15 protein-coding genes are annotated in these 21,602 nt (G+C 61.0%); 7 read left to right on the top strand and 8 right to left on the bottom strand.

Annotated features, from left to right (window positions below; genetic code table 11):
* The first annotated feature begins 144 nt into the window (after positions 1–144).
* The 3 genes from DFR38_RS12055 to msbA are packed head-to-tail and all read left to right on the top strand — an operon-like array spanning position 145 to position 4,030.
* Complete coding sequence (locus tag DFR38_RS12055) at positions 145–1,158, top strand: glycosyltransferase family 9 protein (RefSeq protein ID WP_158527732.1); 1,014 nt, start codon at positions 145–147, stop codon at positions 1,156–1,158.
* Positions 1,151–2,260, top strand: coding sequence for a glycosyltransferase (locus tag DFR38_RS12050; protein WP_059284429.1), 1,110 nt, complete (start codon positions 1,151–1,153; stop codon positions 2,258–2,260). The genes DFR38_RS12055 and DFR38_RS12050 overlap by 8 nt, the downstream gene beginning before the upstream one ends.
* A gap of 18 nt (positions 2,261–2,278) precedes the next feature.
* A complete protein-coding gene (gene msbA / locus DFR38_RS12045) occupies positions 2,279–4,030 on the top strand; it encodes a lipid A export permease/ATP-binding protein MsbA (RefSeq protein WP_420865208.1) in 1,752 nt (583 codons plus the stop codon).
* Between the two features lie 74 nt (positions 4,031–4,104).
* On the opposite strand, the gene DFR38_RS12040 is transcribed toward msbA, so the two are convergent.
* The 8 genes from DFR38_RS12040 to DFR38_RS12005 form a co-directional block, all read right to left on the bottom strand.
* Positions 4,105–4,488: a type IV pilus assembly protein FimV gene (locus DFR38_RS12040; RefSeq protein ID WP_239688495.1), complete on the bottom strand. Its 384-nt coding sequence runs from the start codon at positions 4,486–4,488 to the stop codon at positions 4,105–4,107.
* 129 nt (positions 4,489–4,617) lie between these two features.
* Positions 4,618–5,721, bottom strand: a complete 1,104-nt coding sequence (gene aroB, locus DFR38_RS12035; RefSeq protein WP_059284431.1) for a 3-dehydroquinate synthase — start codon at positions 5,719–5,721, stop codon at positions 4,618–4,620.
* Positions 5,722–5,724: 3 nt separating this feature from the next.
* Positions 5,725–6,267, bottom strand: coding sequence for a shikimate kinase AroK (gene aroK, locus DFR38_RS12030; protein WP_110313454.1), 543 nt, complete (start codon positions 6,265–6,267; stop codon positions 5,725–5,727).
* Positions 6,268–6,333: 66 nt separating this feature from the next.
* Positions 6,334–8,454, bottom strand: coding sequence for a type IV pilus secretin PilQ (locus DFR38_RS12025; RefSeq protein WP_059284433.1), 2,121 nt, complete (start codon positions 8,452–8,454; stop codon positions 6,334–6,336).
* A complete protein-coding gene (locus tag DFR38_RS12020; protein WP_059284434.1) occupies positions 8,454–8,978 on the bottom strand; it encodes a pilus assembly protein PilP in 525 nt (174 codons plus the stop codon). Before DFR38_RS12020 ends, DFR38_RS12025 begins: the two co-directional genes overlap by 1 nt.
* Positions 8,979–8,985: 7 nt before the next feature.
* Positions 8,986–9,606 (bottom strand): type IV pilus inner membrane component PilO, encoded by a 621-nt coding sequence (locus tag DFR38_RS12015; protein WP_059284435.1) that lies wholly within the window; start codon positions 9,604–9,606, stop codon positions 8,986–8,988.
* Complete coding sequence (locus DFR38_RS12010; RefSeq protein WP_059284436.1) at positions 9,603–10,196, bottom strand: PilN domain-containing protein; 594 nt, start codon at positions 10,194–10,196, stop codon at positions 9,603–9,605. Before DFR38_RS12010 ends, DFR38_RS12015 begins: the two co-directional genes overlap by 4 nt.
* Positions 10,196–11,233, bottom strand: coding sequence for a pilus assembly protein PilM (locus DFR38_RS12005; protein ID WP_233170362.1), 1,038 nt, complete (start codon positions 11,231–11,233; stop codon positions 10,196–10,198). Before DFR38_RS12005 ends, DFR38_RS12010 begins: the two co-directional genes overlap by 1 nt.
* A 128-nt stretch (positions 11,234–11,361) precedes the next feature.
* On the opposite strand from DFR38_RS12005, the gene DFR38_RS12000 reads away from it, so the two are divergent.
* The 4 genes from DFR38_RS12000 (at position 11,362) to DFR38_RS11985 (ending at position 21,601) form a co-directional block, all read left to right on the top strand.
* On the top strand, positions 11,362–13,800 hold the full coding sequence (locus tag DFR38_RS12000) for a penicillin-binding protein 1A (RefSeq protein WP_244909901.1): 2,439 nt from the start codon (positions 11,362–11,364) through the stop codon (positions 13,798–13,800).
* Positions 13,801–14,126: 326 nt separating this feature from the next.
* Positions 14,127–15,389 carry an MdtA/MuxA family multidrug efflux RND transporter periplasmic adaptor subunit gene (locus tag DFR38_RS11995; RefSeq protein ID WP_059284438.1) on the top strand — a complete coding sequence of 421 codons (1,263 nt, stop codon included), beginning with the start codon at positions 14,127–14,129 and terminating at the stop codon, positions 15,387–15,389.
* A gap of 15 nt (positions 15,390–15,404) precedes the next feature.
* Positions 15,405–18,503 (top strand): MdtB/MuxB family multidrug efflux RND transporter permease subunit, encoded by a 3,099-nt coding sequence (locus DFR38_RS11990; protein ID WP_110313452.1) that lies wholly within the window; start codon positions 15,405–15,407, stop codon positions 18,501–18,503.
* A complete protein-coding gene (locus tag DFR38_RS11985) occupies positions 18,500–21,601 on the top strand; it encodes a multidrug efflux RND transporter permease subunit (RefSeq protein ID WP_059284439.1) in 3,102 nt (1,033 codons plus the stop codon). Before DFR38_RS11990 ends, DFR38_RS11985 begins: the two co-directional genes overlap by 4 nt.
* Position 21,602: the final 1 nt, after the last annotated feature.

The following is a 21,602-nucleotide window of genomic DNA, read 5'->3' as shown; positions in this document are numbered from 1 at the left end:
AAAAGCCAAAGTTTACTAAGCCGCTTGTTGATACTCGGCAGTGTACTTCTCCGTCTGCCCGGACAATGGTTGCGCCACAAGCCAAGGCCTGAGCAGCTACAACGCGTATTGATATTGCACCAGTTCCTGCTGGGTGATGCCTTGATGGCGACCAGCTTGCTGGCGAAGGCGCGCGAACAATATCCGCTGGCCGATATTGTCATGGCCTGCCCACCCGGTCAGGTCGCATTGTATGCAGGTCAACCTTATGGTGTGCGGGCCTTTGGCTGGCATATTCGCAACTTTGCCTCGATATGCCAATTGTTTGCCATGCCGCGCTTTGACCTGGTGTTGCTGATGGGCGAAAACCGGCTGAGTTATCTGGCCCGTGCCATCGGGGCGCGCTGGATTGTCGGTTTCGCCGGTGAACAACCCGCCCACAAGAACTGGCTGCTGGATGAGGCAGTACCCTATGCGCAAGAGCCTGAAGCGTGGACTGATACTGCTGCGTGTTTGATAGAGGGGCCGGAGCCTCGTCCCTACCGCGTGGAAGACTGGCCCATGCCGCCGCAGAGCCTGCCCGACTTGCCGGATAACTACATCGTGCTGCATGTGGGGGCCAGCTCGGCTACCCGCTTCTGGCCTGCGGCACACTGGCAGGCTCTGGCAGATGCCATTCGTGCGGCCCAGCTGTCGGTGGTATGGTCTTGCGGGCCGGGCGAGGATGCCCTGCTGCGTGAAATCGACCCGCCGGCCTGTGATGTACGCATGGCTGGTTGTCTGAGCCTGTTGCAGTTACGCCAGCTGCTGGCTGGCGCGCGTGCCTGTGTTTGCCCTGATACCGGGGTGGCGCATCTGGCCAAGGTAGCCGGCACGCCATTGCTGATGCTGTTTGGCCCGGGCAGCGAGGTGTTGTTTGGTACCAGCCGTTTCTTTGCGCACTATCACTGCCTGGGGGTAGGGCCTGCCATCTTCCCCTGCCGTAACCAGCGCAGTGTGCACCATCGCGACGTGGACTGGGCTTTGCGCTGTTTCCGCCGTTTTGGTAATGGTGCCAATGCATGCCGCCGTGCCCTGTGCATGGAAGCCATCAGTGCGACTGCCGCATGGCAAACCCTGCAACAGTTGCTGCAGATCAGCCAGACGGCCGGCGCTGCGGAAGGAATAGATCATGACTGACTGGGTGTTGTTTACCGAGTCATCCGACAATGTGGGTGGCCAGGAGCTGCAACTGATGCAGCAAATGCGCCAGATGCAGACGCACGGCCTGCGCACCATGCTGGCCTGCCGTCCTGGTAGCCGGGTGGAGCAGGTGGCCTTGCAACAAGGGCTGTCGGTGTTGCCAGTGCGTTTCCGTAACAGCCTGCACCTGCCGTCCATTGCCATTTTGCGACGCTGGATCAGCCAGCATCAGCCACGCCTGGCCATTTGCCACAGCGGTCATGACAGCAATAATCTGGCCATCGCCGCGCGCCTGGTATGGCGCCGCCCGTTCTTGCTGCGTTCGCGTACCTATCAGCCGGGCAAGCCGTCTGCATGGTCGTATAACCGGCTGGTGGATGCCACCATGGTGCCCAGTCATTACCTGCGCGATGCCTTGCTGCAAAATCCGGCCATCCGGCCCGAGCGCATCCACGTAGTGTATCCGGGGATAGACTTTGTCGGGCTGGATGCCGCCGTTGATCAGGTGGTGCCGCCTCATATCGCCAGCTGGCTGGCGGCAGATGACCGCCCGGTGCTGCTGCATGCTGCCATGCTGCGTGGCGAAAAGGGGCATCTGACCATCCTGCAAGCAATGGCCATTTTGCGTGACAGCCATCCAAACTGGCGCTATCTGGTGGCCGGTGATGGGGTGGCCAGAGCAGATATCGAAGCCGAAATCCAGCGCCTGGGCTTGCAGCAACGTGTGCTGCTGGCTGGTGTGGTTTCTCCGGTGGCACCGCTGTATCGGCGGGCCGACCTGCTGCTGATGCCATCCACTTACGAGCCGCTGGGCATGTCGCAGATCGAAGCGCTGGCCTTGCATTGCCCGGTACTGGCCAGCCATACCGGCGGCATTCCGGAAACAGTAACACATGGCCAGACCGGCACCCTGGTGGAGGCCGGTAACGCCCAGGCCTGGGCCGACGCGATTGCCAGTGCGCTGGATACCATGCCGCAGCAGCGTGCCATGGCGGCGGCCGGTGCGCTTGATGTCCGGCAACGCTTTGCGCCGGACAGCAATCTGCAGCAGATCATGGCCTTGAGCGGGCTTTCCGGCCTGCTGGCCGTATCACATTGAACCGATTGGACTATCAACTTGAAACATAGCTGGCCCATCTACCGCCGCCTGCTGGGTTATCTGGCCCAGTACTGGAAGGTTTTCGCCCTGTCCTTGGTCTCCATGACCATTGCCGCCCTGACCGAGCCGGCGTTTGCCCGCCTGATGAAACCGTTGATTGACGGTGGCTTTGTCAACAAGGACCCGAAGGCCATTGTCTGGGTGCCGATGGCCATCGTCGGGGTATTCCTGGTGCGCGGCATCACCAGTTTCATCAACGAATACACCTCCAGCTGGCTGGCCGGGCATCTGGTGCAAACCCTGCGCCAGCAAATGTTTGCCAAGATGCTGCGTCTGCCGGTGCCGTATTACGCCGACAATCAGTCCGGCCGTCTGGTGTCGCGTATTTCCTTTGACGTCAACCAGGTGACCGAGGCGGGCTTCAATGTCATCACCGTCACGGTAAAAGACGGGGTGACTGCGGTCAGCCTGCTGGCCTGGCTGCTGTATATCGACTGGCAGCTGACCATCATCTGCCTGGTGGTGATGCCGGTGGTGACCGTGTGCATGCGCATGGTGGCCAAACGCCTGCGCGGCCTGGCGCTGGAGAATCAGCAGCACATGGCAGACCTGACCCAGATTCTGGGCGAGGGCGTGGATTGTCAGAAAGTGATCAAGGTTTATGGTGGCGAAGAATACGAAGAAAGCCGCTTTAACGAGGCGGCGCAGGCCATCCGTCGTAACGGGGTGAAGCAGAGCGCCGCCAGTTCGGCCAATACCGGGGTGACGCAGCTGATGATCGCCTGTGCGCTGGCCGCCATTTTGTATTTTGCCGCCTTGCGCGCCCAGCATGGTTCGTTCACTGCGGGTGACTTCATGTCCTTCCTTACCGCCATGATGCTGCTGTTCGCACCGGTGAAGCGGATTACCGGCATTTCCCAGGCCATGCAGCGCGGCCTGGCGGCGGCGCAAAGTGTGTTCACTTTCCTGGACGAACCGGGCGAGCCGGATCATGGCACCCGCCGTCTACCGCAAACTCAGGGGCGCCTGCGTTTTGACAAGGTGTCCTTCCGCTATCCGAATGCCGAACGCGATGTGTTGCAGCAGGTCAGCCTGGAGGTGAACTCGGGTGAAACCGTGGCGCTGGTAGGCTCTTCCGGTAGCGGCAAAACCACGCTGGTCAGCCTGATTCCGCGTTTTTATGAGCCCTTGTCGGGGCAGATCACCCTGGATGGCATTGCGCTGGACGACATCGTCCTGGCTGATCTGCGCCATCACATCGCCATGGTGAGCCAGGATGTGGTGCTGTTCAACGATACCGTGGCAGCAAACATCGCCTATGGCGCACGCGACAATATCAGCCGTGAGCAGATCATCGAAGCGGCGCGTGCGGCGAATGCACTGGAATTTATTGAAGCCATGCCGGAAGGGCTGGACACGCAGATTGGTGAAAACGGGGTGCGATTGTCTGGCGGTCAGCGTCAACGTCTGGCCATTGCCCGTGCCCTGCTGAAGAATGCCCCCTTGCTGATTCTGGATGAAGCGACTTCGGCGCTGGATACCCAGTCGGAGCGGCTGGTGCAGGCGGCGTTGGAGAACCTGATGAAGAATCGCACCACCATCGTCATCGCCCATCGCCTGTCCACTATCGAAAACGCCGATCGCATCATCGTGATGCATCAGGGGCGGGTGGCGGAACAGGGGAGTCATCAGCAATTGATGTTGCAGGATGGGCTGTATGCCCGCTTGCACAGTCTGCAGTTCCGGGAGCCCGAGGCCGGGGCCGTCTGATGATGTGAGTGGCCAGGTAAACAAAACAGGCTGCCGTGAGGCAGCCTGTTTTCATGATGCTGGCAGCGCGCGTATCAGGCCTTGGCCGCAAACAGGGGGTCCTGCGGAGCCAGCTGGCGGCCCGCCTCCTGGATGGTGCGCCATACCGGCTGATCTTTCACCTGGGCCTGGATGTCCCGCGCAAGGCGGCAGTAGGCTTTGCCATTGCCTTCGGAGGAATAGGCTCGCAGCAGCGTGACCTTGATCGACAGATTGTGCGGCTCGTCCTTCATGGCGTCCTTGAGGACCCGCACCGCATCAGCGCTACGGCCATAAGCCAGGAAAACCTCGGCTTCGCCCACTGGGTCGATGCCACGGGCGCGCGGTTTTTTATATGTCGCCTTGCGCCACAGCTGACGGGCAAGGTAGTAAGTGCTCATCAGGCCGAAACTGGCCGTCAATGCGGTAATGGCATCCACCTGGGCTTCCCTCCGAGATTCTCTCTCTGCTTGAATTATGCAGTCGATTATTCGGGTAGCCGCACCTCACCGCAATCCGTAGAACTCCTTAATGGCGTAAAGGTTTTATCTGTTCCGGGCGGGCGTGGCTTACTGCAGTGCCAGTGTCGGGTCGATATGCTGGCTGTGGAACAGCGACTCCAGCAGGGGGGGCGGCAGTCCGGGCTGGATGACGGCCTGCCCCAGTTTCTTGAGCAGCACAAAACGGATGACGCCGCTTTCGACCTTTTTATCGTGACCCATGTGGCGCAGCCACTCTGCTGCGCCAAAGTCCGGGCTGCGTACTGGCAGGCCGGCTGCCGCAATCAAGGCCTGCACGCGGGCCACGTCCTCCTCTGTCAGCCAGCCCAGGGCTTGCGAGGCGGCGGCAGCCAGCACCATGCCGGCGCCTACTGCTTCGCCATGCAGCCATTGGCCATAGCCCAGGCCGGCTTCAATGGCATGGCCGAAGGTGTGGCCCAGGTTGAGCAGGGCACGTACGCCCTGTTCCTTTTCATCCTGGCCGACAATCTCGGCTTTCATTTCGCAGGAACGGCGTACGGCGTATTGCAGGGCAGCCGGGTCGCGTGCACGCAGTTGGTCCATATTGGCTTCCAGCCAGCCAAGGAAGTCGATATCACCCAGCAAGCCGTATTTGATGATTTCGGCAATGCCGGCGGACAGTTCGCGTTCCGGCAGGGTGGCGAGCAGGTCCATGTCGGCCAGCACCAGTCTGGGCTGGTAGAAGGCACCAATCATGTTTTTGCCCAGCGGGTGGTTGATGGCGGTCTTGCCTCCCACCGAGGAGTCCACCTGCGCCAGCAAGGTGGTGGGAATCTGGATGAAGGGGGCACCGCGCTGATAGCAGGCAGCGGCAAAGCCGGTCATGTCGCCGATCACGCCGCCACCCAGGGCAATCAGCGTGGTCTTGCGCTCGGCATTGGCAGCCAGCAGTGCGTCGAAGATCAGGTTCAGCGTTTGCCAGTTCTTGTGCTCTTCTCCATCCGGCAGCACCACCGGAATGGTGCGGACGCCATGCTGTTCCAGCTGCTGGGTGAGACGCTGCAGATAGAGCGGGGCGACGACCTCATTGGTGATGATGGCCACCTGCGGGATGGGCAGGTGGGGCAGGATCAGTTCGACCTGATCGAGCAGTCCGTGGCCAATGTGAATGGGGTAGCGGGTGTCCGGCAAGGTCAGGTCGAGCGTGATCATGGGTCAGGTCTTGGCTGGGATGTGATGCAGCTGATCGAGCAGGCGGCTGACCAGCAGGTTGACGTTTTGCTGCGAGGTATCGACCACGATGTCGGCCACTTCGCGATACAGCGGGTCGCGCTGCTCCAGCAGGCTTTGCAGCTTGGCGCGCGGATCGGCAATTTGCAGCAGGGGACGGTTCTTGTCGTGCATGGTACGGGCCAGCAGGTCGTCGATGGATGCCCGCAAATAGATCACCACACCGTGACGGGCCAGTTCGGCGCGGTTTTCCGGCCGCAGTACTGCACCACCACCGGTGGCCAGCACGATATTGTTCATTCTGACCAGATCGGCAATGACCGAGCTTTCCCGGTCGCGAAAGCGCAGCTCGCCTTCGATATCGAATATGGTGGCAACGCGAACACCGGTGCGCGCCTCGATTTCATGATCCGAGTCGTAGAAGGTTTTGCCGGTCTTGCGCGCCAGGGCTCTGCCAACGGTGGTCTTGCCGGCGCCCATCAGCCCGACAAGAAAAAAATTGCCTGCCATGTTCTCCATGGCAGGCATTGTAGCTGATGCAGGCTGGGTCTGTCTGCGCGGGCCGACGACAAAATCGCTTGCCCGGGTTCGTTCTCAGCGGTTTTGCAGGTTCAGGTCTTCCACCACACGCGGGGTGATGAAAACCAGCAGCTCCGTGCGGTTGTTCTTCTCCACCTTGCTGCGGAACAGCGCACCAAGGAAGGGGATGTCACCCAGCAGCGGAACCTTGTTGGTGGTGTTGTCCAGCGTCTGCTGATAAATGCCGCCAATCACCACGGTGCCACCGTTTTCTACCATCACCTGCGTCTTGACTACCTTGGTGTCGATGGCCGGGGTACTGTTGACGATAAGGGTGCTGTTGACCGTATCCTTGTTGATCTGGATTTCCATCAGCACGCGGTTGTCGGGGGTGATCTGCGGGGTCACCTTCAGGCTAAGGTTGGCCTTTTTGAACGAAACCGAGGTGGCGCCGCTGGAGCTGGCCTCCTGGTAGGGGATTTCCGTGCCCTGTTCGATACTGGCTTCCACCCGGTCGGCGGTCATGATGCGCGGATTAGCCAGCACCTTGCCCTTGTCGCCGCTCTCCATTGCATCCAGTTCCAGTCCGATGGCGGCACGTGAGCCGGCCCCAAACACTGCGCCGATGGAGTTGTAGGTGCCGGACAAGCCCAGGTTGACCCCGGAATTGAGCGGAATGGTGCCGGTGGTGGCACCGGTGCCGATATTGTGGCTGGTGATGGCGTCGGCAACGCTACCGCCCAGGCTGAAGCCGGATCCTGCCCTGGCCACATTGAGCTTCACCCCCAGGCTCTTGCTCCAGTCATCGGTGGCTTCGACGATGCGTGCTTCGATCAGTACCTGCTTGACCGGGATATCGGTCTTGACTATCAGGTCACGGATCTTGTCGATCACGCTTTGCGTGTCGTTGATGATCAGCGTATTGGTTTTCGGATCGATCAGCGCACTGCCACGCGAAGAGAGCAGTCCGTTATTGGCCGTATTGTTGGTACCGCTGGTGGTACTGCTGCCGTCCAGAATCTTCTTGAAGTCCTCGGCCGAACGATAACGCAATACAAAGGTTTCCGAGCGTACCGGCTCCAGTGCCGTCAGCTGCTGCTTGCCTTCCAGTATCTGTTTGTCGCGCGCCAATAGTTCTTCACGTGGGGCAATGTTGATGATGTTGCCGTTGCGGCGCTGGTCCAGTCCCTTGGTCTGCAAGATCAGGTCCAGTGCCTGATCCCATGGCACGTCTTTCAGGCGCAGGGTGATATTGCCGGTGACCGAGTCGCTGGTGACAATGTTCAGCCCGGTAAATTCGGCAATCACCTGCAAGACCGTGCGCACTTCGATGTTCTGGAAATTGAGCGACAGCTTGTCGCCCTTGTATTGCGGCTTGCTGTTCAGTTCGTTCTTGCTGGCGCTTTCCACCACGGCCTTGCGTACTTCCACCACCAGCTTGCGTTCGGTCTGGTAGGAGGAGAACTCCCAGTCGCCTTGTGGCTGGATCAGAATGCGGCTGTTGCGCCCCTGATTGCTGGCGATCACCTTGTCCACCGGGGTGGCGAAGTCGCTGACATCCATGCGCTTCTCCAGGGTGCGCGGCAGATTGGCACTCATCACGTCGAGTACCAGGTCTTTGCCGTCGCGCCGTACATCCACCGGCGTATTGGCGGCAGGAAGGGTGATTTCCACCCGGCCTTCACCGCCCTTGCCCCGGCGGAAGTCCAGTCCCAGCGGAGTGGTGGCCACGGTGGCCTGGGCCGTGGCTTCACTGGCAGCCGTGCTGTTGACGGGAGCCTGTTCCTGCGAAGTGGCATTCTGCTGTACCGGCGCCATGCTGTTGCCGATGCGGACCAGCAGCTTGTTGCCGGACAGGGTGGTGCTGTAGCTCACATTGTGGGCCAGGTTCAGCACCAACCGCGAGCGGCCATTGGCTTCCACCGCCACGGCAGACTTGATGATGGGGTTGCCCAGATCGACGAAATTCTTCGGCAGTTTGACCTGGGTGTCGGCAAAGTCGAAGGCAACCCGTGCCGGATTGGCGATGGCGAAGCTGTTGGGCTTGATGGCCGGGCCATCGAAGGTGACTTGCAGCAACTGGCTGTCGCCATCGCTCTGGGCTACGTCGATCGCCGTAATGGATGCGGCATGGGCAACGGAAAACGCGATGGACAGACCCAGCCCGGATAACAGTTTGATTGAATGGTTTTTCATTATTTCTGCCCTTGTTCATCCAGGTACATGCTGGTTTCGCGTTGTACCCATTCTCCGTTCAGATCTTCCACGGTCTCGGAAAGCACGAGTTCGGTATCGCTGATGCGCTTGACCTGGCCAAAGTTGGGGCCGATGAAGTTGCCCGGCTGCACGCGATAGATGCTGCCTTCCGGGGTGCGGATCAGTGCATAGCTGATGCCGTTGCGCTTGAGCAGGCCGACCATCTTCAGCTTGTCCAGATCATAGTTTTCCAGTAGTTCGCGTGGCCGCTTGAAGTCCGGCGCATTGGCCGCGTTCTGTTTCTTGGCCATTTGCAGCTTGATGGGGTTGAATGGATCGGGCAGGTCAAAGGCGCTGTAGGCAAAGGGCTGGTAGGCCTGTGCCTGGGGCAAGGGATCGATCTGCCCGCGCAGGCCTTGACTGGCCTGCTGCATCCAGGCGCGCAAGTCGTCGGTGTTGCCAGCGCCGCAGGCACTGAGCAGCAGTGGGCACAGCAGGGCGGCGAGAGTCGGTTTCAGTGTCATTTCACTCTCACTTCTTCGGCGGCTGGGCCGCGGCCATGCGTTCTTCCGGTTCGAGCGCGCGATAGGTTTTGGCTGTGGCTTCCATCGTCATGCGCGCGGCGTCCTTGCCCTGACCTGGTGTCAGGCTGATGTCGCCAATGGTGACAATGCGCGACAGTTGCGCCACATCGCTGACAAAAGCCGCCAGGTCGGAGTAGCTGCCGGTCAGTCTGATGGCAATGGGGACCTCCGCCATTTCCGCCGTCTTGACCTCACCGTTGGGGCGGAACAACTCGAACTGCAGGCCGCGGCCGATGCCGGCCTGGTTGATTTCAGTCAGCAGGGCGTCCATGTCCGCCTTGGTAGGCAGTTGCTTGAGCAGTGCGCCAAACGACAGCTGGATTTCTTTCAGCTGCTGTTGCAGGGCTTCCAGATTGATGGCCTGGCGCTTTTTGTCGATGAAAGTCTGCTTGAGTTGTTCTTCCTGCTGATGGGCGTTGTTCAGCTTGTCCATCTGGTCGCTCAGCACAAAGAAATAGCCCAGAAACAGAAAAACCCCGGCCATGAAGGTGAGCACGACCAGCTGTGCCGGCAGTGGCCAGTTGGGCATGTCCTTGGGGTCGAGATTGCGGAACTCGTCTAGGGTCATGGCTTGGCTCCCTGCGCTGCCACCTGGCTGGCTGGCGCACTGGCGGCAGCCGGCAGTTTGAGCGTGCTGGTGAGGCTGAACTCGCTGACGCGCTGGTTATTGACCACGGCCGACTTCACCTCGATCAGTTGTGGTTCGTTGAAGATCTGCGATTGCGCCAGGGTGCGCATGTAGTTGGATACCCGCGCACCGGACAGGCCGTAGCCGGAGAAGGAGAAGGTGTTGCCGCTCTGCTTGAAGCTCTTGAGATAGATGCCATCCGGCGTCTGCCGCAGCAGCTGGTCGAACACATGCACGGCGTCATTGCGCCCTTGCTGCAGTCTTTCCACCAGTTGTTTGCGCGCCAGCAGGTCGTCGCGCTGCTTTTTCAGCATGCCGATATCCTTGATCTGCTGGTTGAGCTTGGTGATTTCCGCTTGCAGGAACTGATTGCGTTCATCCTGGCGCGACTGGCGGGCGTCCAGCACGAAATAGCTGATACCGATGATCAGCAGGGCGGCAGCCACCGCACAGCCCAGTAATAACTGGAAACGCAGGCGATGGGCGGCTTTTTTCTGCTCGCGGTGCGGCAGGAGGTTGATGCGTATCATCAGTCAAACCTCCGCATGGCCAGACCGCAGGCAATCAGCAGTGCCGGTGCATCGAGCAACAGTTCTTTCAGGCGGATCGAGCTGGATTGCACCATGGAGGTGAAGGGGTTGGCGATCATGGTGCTGATCTGGGTGCGGGAAGCCACCGCGTCATCCAGGCCTGGCAGCATGCTGCAGCCTCCACCCAGCAGGATATAGTCCACGCGCAGGTATTGCGACACGCTGACCGTGGTGTAGAAAAATTGCAGCGCTCGCTGGATTTCCTGCGCCAGCGAGTCGACAAAGGGATGCATCAGTTCCGATTCGTAGCCATCCGGCATGGCCATGCTGCGCTTGCCGTTTTCGGCTTCGTCAAAGCTGATGCCGTAGCGGCGCTGGATGTCGCGCGTCAGTTGCTGGCCACCAAAAACCTGTTCGCGATAGTAGATCTGCTGGCCGTTACGGATGACGTTGCAATGAATTTTGGTGGCGCCGATATCAAACAATGCGAATGTCTGATTCATGCCGTGATCGGGCAATTGCTGCTGGATCTGCTCGAAAGCGGTCATCATTGCAAATGACTCAACATCCACCAGCTGGGCGCGCAGGCCGGCCATTTCCACCACGGCCACCCGCTCTTCCACTTTTTCCTTGCGGGCAGCACACAGCAGCACTTCCAGATCATCCAGGCTGCTGCTGGAGGGCCCCAGCACCTGGTAATCCAGATTTACCTCTTCCAGCGGGAAGGGAATGATCTGGTTGGCTTCCGATTCGATCATGCCTTCCATGTCTTCGGACTGGCTGACCGGTACCAACAGTTTTTTGTAAATCGCCATCGAGGTGGGAATGGCGATGGCGACGTTCTTGATCGGGCTGCCCAGACGCTTCCAGGCCTTGCGCACCGCCTCGGAAATACCTTCGATATCGACCAGGTTGCCTTCGGAAACCGCTTCCTTGGGCAGGGCTTCTATGACGTAACGCTCAATCTGATAATTCTTGCCGGATCTGGAAAGCTCGACTAGCTTGATGGACGTGGTGCTGATATCAAGACCGAGCAAGGGAACACTCTTGGACTTCCCCAATCCAAGCTGATCCAGCCAATCTGTCCCGAACCGTAATTTGTCGGATAGCATCAGTTAAGGCCCCGAAAAGGTCTAGTGCGACAGTTTTTGCACCATCGCGGTCAATGTTTGTCTTGCTCATTCTCACAAGACGTTATAATCCGCTTTCTTCCGAAAGCCTATTTGTAATTATGTTCAAACGACTTCTTGCGATTTTGGCCGGTCTGGTTATTGGTGGGGCCGTTCTGGCAGCCGGTGCGGCAGCCATTGCGATCATCATAACCTACCCGCGTTTGCCAAGTCTTGATGTGCTCACGGATTACCGTCCAAAAATTCCACTGCGCGTCTACTCGGCGGATGGCCAGTTGCTGGGTGAGTTTGGCGAGGAGCGTCGCTCCTTTGCCCGCATCCATGAAGTCCCGCAGTTGATGAAGCAAGCCTTGCTGGCTGCCGAAGACGAGCGATTCTACCAGCATAGCGGCGTGGATTACGTCGGTGTCATGCGTGCCGCCGTCGGCAATCTGGTGTCCGGTCACGCCCGTTCCGGTGCCAGTACCATCACCATGCAGGTGGCCAAGAACTTCTTTCTGTCCAGTGAAAAGACTTTCACGCGTAAGTTTAATGAAGCCTTGCTCGCTTTCAAAATCGAACATACGCTTTCCAAGGATCAGATTCTCGAGCTGTACTTCAATCAGATCTATCTTGGGCAGCGTGCTTACGGTTTTTCTGCCGCGGCACAAGCTTATTTCGGCAAGCCCATCACCGACTTGAGCGTGGCCGAGATGGCGATGCTGGCGGGTCTGCCCAAGGCCCCGTCGGCATATAACCCCATCGTCAATCCCGACCGTGCCCGGCTGCGCCAGCAGTATGTGCTGCGCCGCATGCGCGAGCTCAACTTCATTACCCAGGATCAGTATGACGCTGCCGTAAAAGAGCCACTGCGGCTGGCCAGCGCCACGGTAGACAGCAACCAGCCGGCCCTGTACGTGGCGGAAATGGTGCGTCAGGCCATGTACGAGCGCTATAAGGATGCGGCCTACACCGAGGGCTACAAGGTGTACACCACGCTGGACAGCCATCACCAGCAATGGGCCTATGATGCGCTGCGTGCCGGCCTGCTCGACTTTGATCGCAAGCAGGGTTACCGCGCACCGGAAAGCTATATCGATCTGGCCTCGGCGGAAGGGGAAGACCAGACCGAAGCGCTGGATGATGCACTGTCTGAAATTCGCGACAGCGGCGACATGCAGGCGGCCATTGTCTTGTCGGCCAGTCCGTCCGAAGTACGGGCCTATATGCGCGGCGGCAAGGTGGCGGTCATCAAGGGGGCGGGGCTGGAGTTTGCCCGGCGCGCGCTCAATCCCAAGCTGGCAGCCGACAAGCAGATTCGCCGTGGCGCGGTGATTCGCGTGCGTGCCAATGACAAGGGCTACTGGGAAATCGTGCAGATGCCAGATGTCGAAGGGGCATTTGTCTCGATGGATCCGCGTAGCGGTGCCATCAAGTCGCTGGTGGGCGGCTTCGACTTCAACCGTCGCAGCTTCAATCACGTCACCCAGGCCTGGCGTCAGCCCGGCTCCACCTTCAAGCCCTTCATTTATTCTTCTGGCATCGAGCGTGGCATTACCCCCTCCACGCTGTTCAATGATGCCCCGCTGACGGTGCCGGGTGCACCGGGTTCGCCCAGCTGGGAGCCGAAGAACGATGATGGCAAGTTTGCCGGCCTGATCAGCCTGCGCCGCGCGCTGACCCAGTCGAAGAACCTGGTGTCGGTGCGGCTGCTGATGGCGGTGGGGACGGATTATGCCCAGCAATACATCCAGCGCTTTGGTTTCTCGCCCAAGCAGCACCCGGCCTATCTGACCATGGCACTTGGCGCCGGTGCGGCCACGCCGCTGCAGATGGCCGAGGGGTATTCGGTGTTCTCCAATGGTGGCTACCGTATCAAGGCCTACTTTATTGACCGCATCGAAGACCAGTCCGGCCATGTGCTGGCCAAGACCCAGCCGGCTATCGCCGGTCAGAACGCCACCCAGGCCATCGATCCGCGTAACGCCTTCATCATGACCTCCATGCTGAAGGACGTGGTGCGCTACGGTACGGCGGCCAAGGCCATGAGCCTGGGGCGTATGGATCTGGCCGGCAAGACCGGTACCACCAGCGACTGGAAGGATGCCTGGTTTGTCGGCTTCAATCCCAACCTGGTAGCGGCTACCTGGGTGGGCTACGATCAGCCGCGCTCGCTCGGCCGTTACGGCTATGGCGGTACGGCGGCCTTGCCGGTATGGATGAACTATATGGCCAATGCGCTCAAGGGCGTGCCCGAGGTGGAACTGCCGGTGCCGGCTGGCATCGTGGTGAAGCCGGGTGCCGGCCAGCGTGGTGGCGACGAGTACTACTATGAAGAGTTCCAGAAAACCAATCCGGAGCTGAAGATCGACAATCACGGCACGGTACCGGGCAGCAATGCCTCGGATGCGGCGGCAGATGATGTGACCGCCAAGGATCCGAATGCTCCTGCGGCCAAGGATGCGGTGGAAAACGTCAAGGAGTTGCTGTTCTAGCCGCCCCGGCTGGCGCAGCTTGCCAGCTGCCTGATTCGGATCGCTCGCCCGCCCTGCCATGCAGGGCGGTTTTTTTTTGTGGGCGACCACGGCCTTGCCATGCATTATCTGCATGTCAGCCAGCCCGCAGCAGCCGGCAGGCCGCGCCAGCTGGGCTGGGCTGGTGTGATGGCTTCATGCCGATTAACATCTATAAACATGTTGGCTATAGGCAGTGTCATGTCGATTGCCTATCATCGCCACTTGTTTCAGGGTGGGCCTGCCGCCCTTTTGCCACTGCTGACCGCTCCTTGCTCCTGGCCGGGGGCGTATCCCGGAAATCCATCATGTCCGATACCGCTGCCAAGTCCACCCATACCCTGCGCAATGTTTCCCTGCTTTTGCTGCTGTTGGCGGCTGGCGGGTGGTGGTGGAACAGTCATCGCACGGCAGCGGCTGATGCCGCCAGCACACCTCGCAAGGGCGGTGGGCCGATTGCGGTGGCAGTGGCCACGGTGAGCCGGCAGGATGCCCCCTTGCAGCTGGGTGCGCTGGGCACGGTCAACTCGCCCAATACCGTTACCGTGCACAGCCGGGTGGATGGCCAACTGATGGCCCTGCATTTTGAAGAAGGGCAGCCCGTCCAGAAGGGCCAGCTGCTGGCCGAACTGGACCCGCGCCCCTATCAGGCCGCCCTGACCCAGGCCGAAGGCCAGTTACTGCGCGATCAGGCCTTGCTGCAAAACGCCCAGCTCGATCTGGCACGCTACCAGCAGCTGTTGGCGCAGAATTCCATTGCCAAGCAGCAGGTCGATACCCAGCAAGCCCTGGTACGTCAGTACCAGGGTACGGTGAAGCTGGATCAGGGCGCGGTAGCCAATGCCCGCCTGCAACTGGATTACAGCCGGGTGACCGCGCCGGTAGCCGGCCGGGCCGGTCTGCGCCAGGTCGATCCGGGCAATATCGTACATGCCAGCGATACCAATGGCGTGGTGGTGATTACCCAGACCCAGCCCATCAATGTGGTGTTTGCCATTCCCGAGGTCAGCCTCAGCCAGGTACTGGCGGCGGCCCGTGCCGCCAAGGGCAAATTGCAGGTGGAAGCCTGGGACCGCGATAACCGCCACAAGCTGGCCGATGGCGAGTTGCTTGCCATCGACAACCAGCTGAGCACCAGTACCGGCACGGTCAATCTCAAGGCCCGCTTTGCCAATGCCGATGAGGCGCTGTTCCCCAACCAGTTTGTCAACGTGCATCTGCAGCTGGGCGTACAAGCCGGTGCCACGCTGCTGCCGAGTGTGGCCTTGCAACTGGGCAAGGTGGGTAGCTATGTCTATACCGTCAATCCGGATCAGACCGTCAGCATCAGCAAGGTGAAGACGGGCGCGGTGTCGGGGGACAACACCATTATCGAAGAAGGGGTGAAACCCGGTCAGAAAGTGGTGGTGGACGGGCTGGACAAGCTGCGTGACGGGGCCCAGGTCAAGGTGATCGACCGTGCGGCGCAACAGGCCGGCAGCAACGAGGGAGCAGGCAAGGGCAAGCACCACCAGCATGCAGCCAGTGGTGGCTGGAGCGGCCAGCGCCAGCATGCCTCGGCCGCCAATTAAGCGCAGGATGACGGCATGAACCCCTCACGTCCCTTCATTCTGCGGCCGGTGGCCACCACCTTGCTGATGCTGGCCATCCTGCTGACCGGCATCGTCGCCTGGAAGCTGCTGCCGGTATCGGCGCTACCCGAGGTGGACTATCCCACCATCCAGGTGGTGACCCAGTATCCGGGCGCCAGCCCGGAGGTCATCACCTCTTCCATCACGGCACCGCTGGAGCGGCAGTTCGGCCAGATGCCTGGTCTCGCCCAGATGACCTCCACCAGCTCCGGTGGCGCTTCGGTGATCACCCTGCAGTTCAGCCTGGAGCTGACGCTGGACGTGGCGGAACAAGAAGTGCAGGCCGCCATCAACGCGGCGGGTAATCTCTTGCCAAGCGACCTGCCCAATCCACCGATCTACAACAAGGTGAACCCGGCCGATACGCCCATCCTCACCATTGCCGTCAGCTCGGATACCCTGCCGCTGACCAAGCTGGAAGACCTGGTCGATACCCGGCTGGCACAAAAGCTGTCGCAAGTGCCGGGCGTGGGCCTGGTCAGCCTCAGCGGTGGCCAGCGGCCTGCGGTACGCATCCAGAGCAATCCCAAGGCGCTGGCCGCGCGCGGCCTGACGCTGGAAGACATCCGCACCGCCATCGGCAATGCCAACGTCAATCAGGCCAAGGGCAGTTTTGATGGCCCGCAGCAGGCTTCCACCGTGGATGGCAACGACCAGCTGAAATCGGCCGAGGAGTATAAGGACGTCATCGTGGCCTACCAGAACGGTGCCGCGGTGCGGCTGCGTGATGTGGCCAAGGTGGTGGATGCGGCGGAAAACCTGCGCCTGGCCGCCTGGGCCGGCAACACGCCGTCCATCATCCTCAATGTGCAGCGCCAGCCGGGTGCCAATGTGATCCAGGTGACCGACCGCATCAAGGCGCTGCTGCCGCAATTGCAAGGCAGCCTGCCGGGTGCGGTGGATGTGAAAGTGCTGAGTGACCGCACTGTCACCATCCGTGCCTCGGTAAAAGATGTCGAATTCGAGCTGCTGCTGGCCATTGCGCTGGTGGTGATGGTGATCTTTGTCTTCCTGCGCAATGTGCCGGCCACCATCATTCCCGCCGTGGCCGTGCCGCTGTCGCTGGTCGGCACCTTTGGCGTGATGTACCTCACCGGCTTTTCCATCAACAACCTCACCCTGATGGCGCTGACCATTGCCACCGGTTTTGTGGTGGACGATGCCATCGTGATGATCGAAAACATCGCCCGCTACATCGAGGAGGGCGAAAAACCGCTGGCCGCAGCGCTGAAGGGCTCGCAGCAGATCGGCTTCACCATCATCTCGCTCACCTTTTCGCTGATTGCCGTGCTGATTCCGCTGTTGTTCATGGGGGATGTGGTGGGGCGCTTGTTCCGCGAGTTTGCCATCACCCTGGCGGTGTCCATCCTGATTTCCGCCTTCATTTCGCTGACCTTGACGCCGATGATGTGCGCCCGCCTGCTCAAGCATGTGCCGGAGGACAAACAGGGCCGTTTCTACCATGCCAGCGGCGCCTTTTTCGACCGCATCATTGCCCGTTACGGCCAGATGCTCAGCTGGGTGCTGCAGCGGCAAAAGCTCACCTTGCTGGTGGCCGCAGGCACACTGGTGATGACGGTCTTGCTGTATATGGCCGTGCCCAAGGGCTTTTTCCCGCTGCAGGACACCGGGGCCATCATGGGTAGCAGCGAGGCGGCGCAAACCATTTCCTTTGCGGCCATGGCACAGAAGCAGCAGCAACTGGCCGAAGTCTTGCTGAAAGACCCGGCGGTGGACAGCCTGTCATCGTTTATCGGGGTGGATGGCAATAATGCCTCGCTCAATAGTGGCCGCTTGCAGATCAACCTCAAGCCCAAGGACGAGCGCGATGACATCCGCACCGTGCTGGCGCGCTTGCAGCAGCACGCGGCCGATGTGCCGGGCATGTCGCTGTATCTGCAGCCGGTGCAGGATCTGTCCATCGACACCCGCGTCAGCCGCACCCAGTATCAGTTCACCCTGCAGGCCACCAGCCCGGACGACCTGTCGCTGTGGGTGCCCAGGCTGGTGCACAAGCTGAACCAGTTGCCGGAGCTGGCCGATGTCGCCAGCGACTTGCAGGACAAGGGCTTGCAAGCCTATGTCAATATCAACCGTGATGCGGCCGCCCGGCTGGGGGTCACCACCGCCGCCATCGACAATGCGCTGTACGATGCCTTTGGCCAGCGGCTGATTTCCACCATCTTCACCCAGACCAACCAGTACCGCGTGGTGCTGGAGGTGGATGCGCAAAGCCAGCGCGGCCCGCTGTCGCTCAAGGGCATTTATGTGCCCACCGCCAGTGGCGGCCCGGTGCCGCTGGATACCGTGGCCAGCATCGAGGAGCGTCCCACCGCGCTCACCATCAACCATCTGGGGCAGTTCCCCACCACCACGGTGTCGTTCAACCTGGCCAAGGGGGCGGCACTGGGGCCGGCGGTGGAGGCCATCCGTCAGGCCGAGGCCGAGCTGGGCATGCCAGCCAGCCTCGATACCAAGTTCCAGGGCGCGGCGCTGGCCTTCCAGGCTTCGCTCAGCAACACGCTGTGGCTGATCCTGGCGGCCATCGTCACCATGTATATCGTGCTGGGCGTGCTGTACGAGAGCTATATTCATCCCATTACCATCTTGTCCACGCTACCCTCGGCCGGCATCGGCGCCTTGCTGGCCTTGCTGGTATCGGGCAACGACCTGTCGGTGATCGCCATCATCGGCATCATCCTGCTGATCGGCATCGTCAAGAAAAACGCCATCATGATGATCGACTTTGCGCTGGAGGCCGAGCGTGAGCAGGGCATGAGCCCGCGTGATGCCATCTACCAGGCCTGCCTGCTGCGCTTCCGCCCCATCCTGATGACCACCATGGCGGCGCTGCTGGGTGCGCTGCCGCTGATGCTGGGTGGCGGCATGGGTTCCGAGCTGCGCTCGCCGCTGGGGGTGACCATGGTGGGCGGCCTGATGGTCAGCCAGGTGCTGACGCTGTTTACCACGCCGGTGATCTACCTGGCCTTCGACCGGCTGGCACGCCGTTTCCGTCGCCCGCCGGAAATCGCGGTGGATGAGGCCGGGTCATGATTCCGTCCGCCCCTTTCATCCGCCGGCCGATTGCCACCACGCTGCTGACACTGGCCATCCTGCTGGCGGGTTTCCTCGCCTTCAAGCTGCTGCCGGTGTCGCCCTTGCCGCAGGTGGATTTTCCCACCATCTCGGTCAGCGCCAAGCTGCCCGGCGCCAGCCCGGAAACCATGGCCGCCACCGTGGCCACACCGCTGGAACGGGCGCTGGGGCGCATTGCCGGGGTGACTGAAATCACCTCGTCCAGCTCGCTGGCTTCCTCGCGCATCACCCTGCAATTCGACCTTAACCGCGACATCAACGGCGCGGCCCGCGATGTGCAGGCGGCCATCAATGCCGCCCGTTCGCTGTTGCCCACCGGCATGCCGTCCAACCCGACCTATCGCAAGGTGAACCCGGCCGACGCGCCCATCATGATCATCGGCCTCACCTCCGACTCGCTGACCCGTGGCCAGATGTATGATGCCGCCGACTCCATCCTCGGCCAGAAGCTGGCGCAGGTGGAGGGCATTGGCGATGTCAATATCGGTGGCGGGGCGCAGCCGGCGGTACGGGTGGAAATGAATCCGCTGCAGCTGAACCATTACGGTATCGGCATGGAAACGGTGCGCGCCGCCATCACCAGCACCAATGCCAACCGGCCCAAGGGCTATCTGGAAGACGAACAGCGCCACTGGCAGGTGCAGGCCAATGACCAGGCCGGCAAGGCCAGCGACTATCTGCCGCTGGTGGTCAGTTATAAAAACGGCGCGGCGGTGCGGGTGGCGGATGTGGCCGAGGTAAAGGATTCGGTACTGGATGTGCGCAATGCCGGCCTCTTGGGCAGGCAGCCGGCGGTGATGATCATCCTGTTCCGCCAGCCGGGCGCCAACATCATCGAAACGGTAGACCGGGTGAATGCCTTGCTGCCGCAGCTGCAGGCGTCGATTCCCGCCGCCATCAAGATGCAGGTGGTGATGGACCGCACCTCCACCATTCGTGCCTCGCTGTCCGAGGTGGAGCGTTCGCTGCTCATTTCCATCGCGCTGGTCATCCTGGTGGTTTTCCTGTTCTTGCGTAATGGCCGCGCCACCGCCATTCCCGCCATCACCGTGCCAGTGTCGCTGGTGGGCACCTTCGCGGTGATGTATCTGTGCGGCTTTTCGCTCAACAACCTCAGCCTGATGGCGCTGACCATCGCCACCGGTTTCGTGGTGGACGACACCATCGTGGTGCTGGAAAACATTGCCCGCCATATCGAAAACGGCATGAAACCCTTGCAGGCGGCGCTGCAGGGCGCGCGCGAGGTGGGCTTTACCGTGCTGTCGATGAGCATTTCGCTGATTGCGGTGTTCATTCCCATCCTGATGATGGGCGGCATCATTGGCCGGCTGTTCCGCGAGTTCGCCGTTACCTTGTCGGTGGCCATCATGGTGTCGCTGCTGGTGTCGCTCACCACCACGCCCATGCTGTGCGCGCGCTGGCTCAAACCGCATGCCGAACGGCCGCCGGGCCGCTGGTTCCGCTGGAGTGAAAACCTGTTCGAGCGCATGCTGGCCGGCTATCGGCGCAGTCTGGGCTGGGCCTTGCGCCATGGCCCGCTGATGATGCTGATACTGGGCGCCACCATTGCGCTGAATGTCTATCTGTACGTGATCGTGCCCAAGGGCTTTTTCCCGCAGCAGGATACCGGCCGCCTCACCGGCATGATCAAGGCCGACCAGAGCATTTCCTTCCAGGCCATGCAGCAGAAACTGCAGCGCTTTATCGACGTGGTGGGGCAGGACCCGGCGGTGGACAAGGTGATCGGCTTTACCGGTGGCGGCCAGCGCAATACCGCCAATATGTTTGTCAGCCTCAAGCCGCTGGGACAACGCAGCGAATCGGCGGACCAGGTCATTGCCCGCCTGCGCAAGCGGCTGGCGCGCGAGCCCGGCGCGCAGCTGTTCTTGCAGTCGGTGCAGGATATCCGCATCGGCGGCCGGGCGGCCAATGCCCAGTACCAGTACACCTTGCAGGGTGATGACCTGAACGCCTTGCGCAGCTGGACGCCCAAGGTACAGCAGGCGCTGCAAAAGCTGCCGATGCTGGCGGACATCAGCAGCGACCAGGAAATCAAGGGCCTGCAAACCACGCTGACCTTTGACCGCGATGCCATGGCGCGGCTGGGGCTGACCCAGTCGCAGGTCGACGCGGTGCTGAACGATGCCTTTGGCCAGCGCCAGGTGTCCACCATCTACAACCCGCTCAACCAGTACCATGTGGTGCTGGAAGTAGCGCCGCAGTTCTGGCAGAACCCGGAAGGCCTGCGCAGCATCTATCTGCAGACGCCCTCCGGCAGCCCGACCCCGCTGTCGGCCTTTGCCCGCTGGGAACCGACCAATACCTCGCTATCGGTCAACCACCAGAGCCAGTTTGCCGCCACCACGCTGTCCTTCAACCTGCCACCGGGCAGCTCGCTGTCCGATGCCACCGCCGCCATCGACAAGGCCACCGCCGCAATCGGCCTGCCCTCGTCGATACACGGCAGCTTCCAGGGCACGGCCAAGTCTTTCCAGGATTCGCTGGATAGCCAGCCCATGCTGATTCTGGCGGCACTGGTGGCGGTGTATATCGTGCTGGGCATGCTGTATGAAAGCGTGGTGCATCCACTGACCATCCTGTCCACGCTGCCCTCGGCCGGGGTAGGGGCCTTGCTGGCGCTGCTGGCCACTGGCGGCGAATTCAACATCATTGCGCTGATCGGCGTGCTGCTGCTGATCGGCATCGTCAAGAAAAATGCCATCATGATGATCGACTTTGCCCTCACCGCCGAGCGCGAACAGGGCCTCAGCTCGCACGAGGCCATTCTGCAAGCCTGCCTGCTGCGCTTCCGCCCCATCATGATGACCACGCTGGCCGCGCTGTTTGGCGCACTGCCGCTGGCACTGGGCCATGGCGACGGTGCCGAGATGCGCACGCCGCTGGGCATTTCCATCGTCGGCGGCTTGCTGCTCAGCCAGCTGCTGACCCTCTATACCACGCCGGTGGTTTACCTTTATCTGGACCGTTTCCGTCTGTGGTGCCAGCAATGGCGCGACAGCGCACGGGCGCACGCTGCTGCAGGACACAAGGAATGAC

The sequence above is a fragment of the Aquitalea magnusonii genome (genome assembly GCF_003202035.1).
Classification (GTDB): Bacteria; Pseudomonadota; Gammaproteobacteria; order Burkholderiales; family Chromobacteriaceae; genus Aquitalea; species Aquitalea magnusonii.
This window is presented reverse-complemented; position numbering and strand designations above follow the sequence as displayed.